This is a genomic window from Cellulomonas sp. ACRRI (assembly GCF_022346185.1).
In the GTDB taxonomy this organism is placed as follows: domain Bacteria; phylum Actinomycetota; class Actinomycetes; order Actinomycetales; family Cellulomonadaceae; genus Cellulomonas.
On sequence record NZ_JAKRMS010000226.1, the window covers coordinates 1 to 2,936 of the forward strand.

Sequence of the window (2,936 nt, forward strand, 5' to 3'; positions counted from 1 at the left end):
CGCCGAGCGCCCCGCTCGCGAGAACCCCGGAGAGCCCCATGAGCGACGTCCCCACGACCCTGCAGTACACCGCCGAGCACGAGTGGATCGACGGCGCCGAGCCCGCCACCGTCGGCATCACCAAGAACGCCGCCGACGCCCTCGGCGACATCGTCTACCTGGAGCTGCCGACCGTCGGCAGCGAGATCGCCGCCGGCGCGGTCGTGGGCGAGGTCGAGTCCACGAAGTCGGTGTCCGAGCTGTACTCCCCGGTCGCCGGCACCGTGGTCGAGGTGAACCAGGAGGCGGTGGACGAGCCGTCCGTCGTCAACGCCGACCCGTACGGCGCCGGCTGGCTGTTCCGGGTGGACGTCACGAGCGCCGGTCCGCTGCTGTCCGCGGACGAGTACGCGGCGACGCTCACGGACTGAGACTCCCCCGGACGGCGGTTAGCCCGTTCGGGTGTTTCTGAGAGAACTCTCAGGAGATCGCTTCCCGGACGGTGACCAGGGACTTCGGTCCTAGCACATGGGCCCTGGGTCCCGCATCCTCCGGACCCTCCGCAGAACGGGTGAGAAACGACTGCGATCACGGCGGCCACACTTGCCGATCAACACCGGTAGACGGCCGCCGGAGAACCCCAGCGGCCGGGACTCGCCACATGCAACCGGAGGACCAGATGGCCACCCTGGAGATCGCCCCCACCGCGTCCACCAGCATCCTGGGTGAGCCGCTCACGACCCGTGAGCGGGTCGTCCTCGCCGAGCTGGCGGAGGACGTCACCCTCGAGGACATCGCCCGCAAGCTGTTCGTCACGCGCAACACCGTGAAGTCGCAGGTGCGGTCCGTGTACCGCAAGATCGGCGTCTCCACGCGGGCCGAGGCGGTCGCCTGGGCCGAGGCCGCCGGCATCCGCTGACGCACCCGCCCCCCTCGCCGGGGGCGCGTGGTCCCAGGGCCGCGACCCGCCACCACGGCGGGTCGCGGCCCTGCGTCGTCCCGGTCGCGCGCGGGCGAGTTCGACGAGGTCGCAGCCATGGCATATCGTCAGTCGATAACATCGATCCTCGATATGTCTGGAGCTGACATGACGACGACCCGCGCACCGTGGTTCACCAGCCGGTCCGACCTGCTGTCCGTGCTCGTGGTGGGCGGGGCCGTCATCGTCTGGCAGGCGATCGGGCTGGTCGTCTCGGTGGCCAGGATCGTGCCGAACCGCGACGCGCCCGTGGACGTGCTGCTCATGGGCGTCCCGGTGGACCTGCCGCTGGGCCCCGACGCCGCCGCCGTCGCGGCCACCGTCGACTCTGCGACGCTGACCGTGTCCGACATGCCGGTCGCCACGCACCTGGCGGCGATCGGCGCGGCCGCCGTGCCGCCCCTCGCCACCATCGGCGTCACGGTGTGCGTCCTGCTGCTGTGCCGCCGGATGCTCGCGGGCCAGTTCTTCTCCGGCACGATCACCCGCCTGATCACGGCGGTGTCGCTGCTGATCGCCGGCGGCTGGGTCGCCTGGTTCGGCTGCTCGGTGCTGGCGTCCAACGGGGTCCTGGCGCTGGTCGCCGACCGGGCGCTCGCGGAGCAGATCACCTTCCAGGTGTCCTGGACCCCGATCCTGACCTCGATGGCGGTCGGCGCCCTCGCGGCGGCGTTCCACGCGGGCGAGAAGCTGCAGCGCGACACCGAGGGCCTCGTCTGATGCCGCCCCAGGACGACGCGGGCCGGATCCACTGCCGCCTCGACGAGCTGCTCGCGGAGCGCGGGATGACGCTCGCCCGCCTCGCCGAACTGGTCGGCGTGACCGTCGTGAACCTGTCGGTGCTGAAGAACGACCGGGCGCGCGCGATCCGGTTCTCCACGCTGACCGCCGTCTGCGACGTGCTCGGCTGCCAGGTCGGCGACCTCCTGGTGGTCGCCCCGCGGCCCTAGCCCGGGGAGGTCGCCCGGACCACGTGCGCGGCGAGCTCCCGGGCGGCCGGCGCGGGCTGCCGGGACCGCGCCCACACCATCCGCAGGGTGCGGCTCAGGTCCACGCCGTCGACGGGCACCCGGACCAGGTCGCCGCGGGCGACCTCGTCCGCGACGGTGAGCCGGGACAGCACGGCGGCGGCACCACCGCCCCGCACCACGTTCTTCACCGCGGACGTCGACCCGAGCTGCGCCGGCGAGCCGGAGAGCGGGTGGCCGGCGGCGGCGATCGCGCGCTCCAGCACCGCGCGGGTGCCGGACCCGGCCTCGCGGACGGCGAGGGGCGCCGCGGCCAGCTCGGCCGCGGTGACCGGCCGGCGGCGCCGCGCCCACGGGTGGCCGGGCGCCACGACGACGACCAGCTCGTCGTCACCCACGGAGCGGGAGTCCAGGCCCTCGGCCACGTCGGGGCCCTCGACGAAGCCGAGGTCCGCGCGGCCGTGCAGCACCGCGTCCACCACGTCCCGGGAGTTCGCCACGACCAGGTCGACGAGGGCCGACCCCGCCGGCCGCGACGCCAGCCACCCGGGCACCAGGTACTCCGCGATGCTCAGGCTCGCCGCGACCTGGACCCGGCCCTGCCGGGCGGTGCGCAGGGCCGCGACCTCCCGTTCCAGGGCGTCGGAGGCGGCGAGCACGTCGCGCGCCCGGGCGAGCAGGGCCGTGCCGGCCGGGGTCAGGCTCGTGCCGGACGCGGCGCGGGTGACCAGGGTCAGGCCGGTCTGGCGCTCCAGGCGCCGCAGGCCCGTGCTGACCGAGGGCTGGGCGAGCCCCAGGGCGCGCGCGGCGGCCGACAGCGAGCCGTGCGCGTCGACGGCGGCCAGCAGCTCGAGCGCGGCGAGGGGGACGCGGCGACCGGCCGGGGAGGCGTCGGCGGCGCCGGGGGTCACGGCGGTGTCGGGCATAGCCTCAGGCTAGAGGCCGCCAGGCAGGTCGGCGTTCCGGCGGCGGGGGTGCGTCGCGCAGGCTCGGGGGGTGCCCGCCCGACC

Annotated in this window: 5 protein-coding genes; 4 read left to right on the forward strand and 1 reads right to left on the reverse strand. The window is 74.8% G+C overall.

The window, feature by feature from the left end; all coding sequences use genetic code 11:
• Positions 1 to 38: 38 nt before the first annotated feature.
• The 4 genes from gcvH to MHY85_RS20730 all read left to right on the forward strand — a co-directional run bounded on the left by gcvH (position 39) and on the right by MHY85_RS20730 (position 1,908).
• Positions 39 to 410, forward strand: a complete 372-nt coding sequence (gene gcvH / locus MHY85_RS20715; protein WP_239200300.1) for a glycine cleavage system protein GcvH — start codon at positions 39 to 41, stop codon at positions 408 to 410.
• Positions 411 to 658: 248 nt separating this feature from the next.
• Complete coding sequence (locus tag MHY85_RS20720) at positions 659 to 898, forward strand: helix-turn-helix transcriptional regulator (RefSeq protein WP_154727746.1); 240 nt, start codon at positions 659 to 661, stop codon at positions 896 to 898.
• A gap of 168 nt (positions 899 to 1,066) precedes the next feature.
• Positions 1,067 to 1,678 carry a hypothetical protein gene (locus MHY85_RS20725; protein WP_239200302.1) on the forward strand — a complete coding sequence of 204 codons (612 nt, stop codon included), beginning with the start codon at positions 1,067 to 1,069 and terminating at the stop codon, positions 1,676 to 1,678.
• Positions 1,678 to 1,908, forward strand: a complete 231-nt coding sequence (locus tag MHY85_RS20730) for a helix-turn-helix transcriptional regulator (RefSeq protein ID WP_154727738.1) — start codon at positions 1,678 to 1,680, stop codon at positions 1,906 to 1,908. The genes MHY85_RS20725 and MHY85_RS20730 overlap by 1 nt, the downstream gene beginning before the upstream one ends.
• On the opposite strand, the gene MHY85_RS20735 is transcribed toward MHY85_RS20730, so the two are convergent.
• Complete coding sequence (locus MHY85_RS20735; protein ID WP_239200304.1) at positions 1,905 to 2,852, reverse strand: LysR family transcriptional regulator; 948 nt, start codon at positions 2,850 to 2,852, stop codon at positions 1,905 to 1,907. The two genes, MHY85_RS20730 and MHY85_RS20735, sit on opposite strands and share 4 nt — an antisense overlap.
• Positions 2,853 to 2,936: the final 84 nt, after the last annotated feature.